Below are 2,497 nucleotides of genomic sequence, written 5' to 3'. Positions count from 1 at the left end.
GTTCTGCGAGACGTTCTTCACCAACGTGAAGGTGCCGAAGGAGAATCTGGTCGGCCAGGAAGGGCAGGGCTGGACGATCGGCACGCGGCTGCTCCAGCATGAGCGGTCGAGCCTGTCGGGCGGCGGCGGCAGCGCCGGGCGAATGATGGCAGGCAAGCCGGTCAGCGCGCTCGCCAAGGAATATCGCGGCGAAGTCGACGGCAAGATCGCCGACAGCGACCTTCGGATGCGGATCGTCCGTCACGAGATGGATACGCGCGCCTTCATGCTGACGCTGCGCCGTGCCGCGCTCGACGCCAAGTCGAACCAGGGGCCGTCGGCGGCGACGTCGATCATGAAGAATGTCGGCGCGCGGATCACCCAGGACAAGGCCGAGCTCGGCGTCGAGATCATGGGCATGAATGGTGTCGGCTGGGAAGGCGAGGGCTTCAGCGAGGCCGAGCTGGCGCAGACCCGCACCTGGCTGTGGGGCAAGGCGGTGTCGATCTATGGCGGGTCGACCGAGATTCAGAACAACGTGATCGCCAAGCGCATCCTCGGGATGCTGGATCACCAATAAGGTTGGAGAGCGGGGAGAGGCGGGAGGCCGGCAGGACCGGACCTTCCGCCATCCTTGGCTAACGAGGGAACGAACGAATGGCCGTCCTGAACGACGAACAAACGATGCTGCGCGACATGGCGCGCGAATGGGCCGACAATGAGTCGCCCGTCACCGCGTTTCGCAAGCTGCGCAATGCAGCGGCGCCCGGGGGCTTTGATCCCGCGGCATGGAGCGAGATCGGGCAGATGGGCTGGGGCGGTATCGTCGTTCCGGAGGAGCATGGCGGGTCGGCGTTCGGCTATCTGTCACTGGGGCTGGTGATCGAGCAACTCGGCCGCAATTTGGCGGCGACACCGCTGGCATCGACCGGGCCCGCGGCGACCGCGATCGCGATGGGTTCGTCGGAAGCGGCCAAGAACACCTGGCTGGCGAAGATCGCGTCGGGCGATGTGGTTGCGACGCTGGCGGTGGATGAGGGGCCGATCCACGATCTCGGCAAGATCACAACGACGGTCGAAGGCGGATTGCTGACCGGCACCAAGGCGTTCGTCGCTGAGGGCGATACCGCGGCGCTGTTCGTCGTGGCGGCGGTCGATGGGCTTTACCTCGTCACGGGCGACGAAGGCGTGACGCGGGCGACGCGCAAGATGGCGGATTCGCGCAGCCATGCGCAGATCGTGTTTTCGGGCGCGCCGGCGGAGAAGCTCGGCGGGCCCGAGCTGACGCGCGTGGTGGTCGATCGCGCCGCGGCGCTGCTCTGTGCCGAGATGCTGGGGATGGCCGAACAGGCGTTCGCGGTGACCAACGACTATCTCAAGACGCGGGTGCAGTTCGGGCAGCCGCTGTCGACCTTCCAGGCGTTGCAGCACCGGATGGCCAAGATGTTCACCGAGCTGGAGCTGATGCGATCGGTGGTCGAGGCGGCGCTGGAGGCGATCGACGCGGGGCGATCGGATGTCGACCAGGCGGTGAGCCTTGCCAAGGCGGTCGGCGGCGAGACGCTGAAGCTGGTCAGTCGCGAGATGGTGCAGCTGCACGGTGGCATCGGCATGACCGACGAGCACGACGCCGGGCTGTACATGAAGCGCGCGGCGGTGATCGAGCCGATGTGGGGCAACGCGGCGTATCACCGCGAGCGGTTTGCGCAGCTCAACGGGTATTGAGGGGGGGCGGTGAGCGGTGGAGCGGGTCGGTCAAGATCGTTGACTCTCCTACGCATCGTTTGAACGGCTAAGCCGCACGCGAACACGCCACCTACTCACCACCCCGGCGGAGGCCGGGGTCCAGGTAGGCAGGCGGCTGTGACGACGCACTGGCGCAGTCACTATCGTTTCCCAACTGGGCCCCGGCCTCCGCCGGGGGGGCGGAGATGGAGGTGGTGGTGCCGGGCATTACTGCTGCAGCTATCGCCAGGCGCTGCCGCTCCGGGGCTCGGATTGGGAAAGTTCGGGTGACGACCGCGTCGGCACTTTGGTAGAACCGCGTCATGCCTATCGGCCTGATCTGCCTCGATGCCGACGATACGCTTGGCACAACATGCGTCACTTCGAAGCCGCCGAGGCGGCGTTCGCGGCGATTCTGCGGCCGTTCGCCGACGTGGCGGCGACGCGGGCTACGCTGGAGGCGTGCGAGGCGCGGAACCTGAAGCTGTACGGCTATGGCGCGAAGGGCTTCACACTGTCGATGATCGAGACGGCGGTGGAACTCGGCGGCGCGGCGCTGCCGGCGGCGGCGATCGGCGAGATCCTCGCGGCGGGGGGCAGTTGCTGGCGCACCCGGTCGAGTTGCTCGACGACATCGAAGAGACGCTCGACCCGCTTGCTGCACGGGGGCGGCTGGTGCTGGTCACCAAGGGCGACCTCCTCCACCAAGAGGCGAAGCTCGCCGCGTCGGGGTTGGGCGACCGGTTCGCCGGGGTCGAGATCGTCAGCGACAAGACCGCGGACACTTTCGCGC

2 protein-coding genes and 1 pseudogene are annotated in these 2,497 nt (G+C 67.2%); all 3 read left to right on the top strand.

Annotation, left to right across the window (positions count from 1 at the left end; all coding sequences use genetic code 11):
• The coding region (locus VF643_RS04115; protein WP_331042103.1) for an acyl-CoA dehydrogenase family protein at positions 1 to 559 on the top strand (559 nt) is incomplete at its 5' end.
• A gap of 77 nt (positions 560 to 636) precedes the next feature.
• Entirely contained in the window at positions 637 to 1,704 is a 1,068-nt protein-coding gene (locus VF643_RS04110; RefSeq protein ID WP_331042102.1) for an acyl-CoA dehydrogenase family protein, read from the top strand.
• A 323-nt stretch (positions 1,705 to 2,027) separates the two neighbouring features.
• Positions 2,028 to 2,497, top strand: a pseudogene (locus VF643_RS04105) (HAD family hydrolase); the annotation flags it as partial.

The sequence above is a fragment of the Sphingomonas sp. genome (assembly GCF_036387595.1).
GTDB lineage: Bacteria > Pseudomonadota > Alphaproteobacteria > Sphingomonadales > Sphingomonadaceae > Sphingomonas.
The sequence above is the reverse complement of the archived record's forward strand: the minus strand, read 5'-3'. Positions and strand labels throughout refer to the sequence as shown.

Coding starts and splice junctions, on each gene's coding strand:
- VF643_RS04110 (WP_331042102.1), top strand. CDS start 637: ATGGCCGTCCTGAACGACGAACAAACGATGCTGCGCGACATGGCGCGC.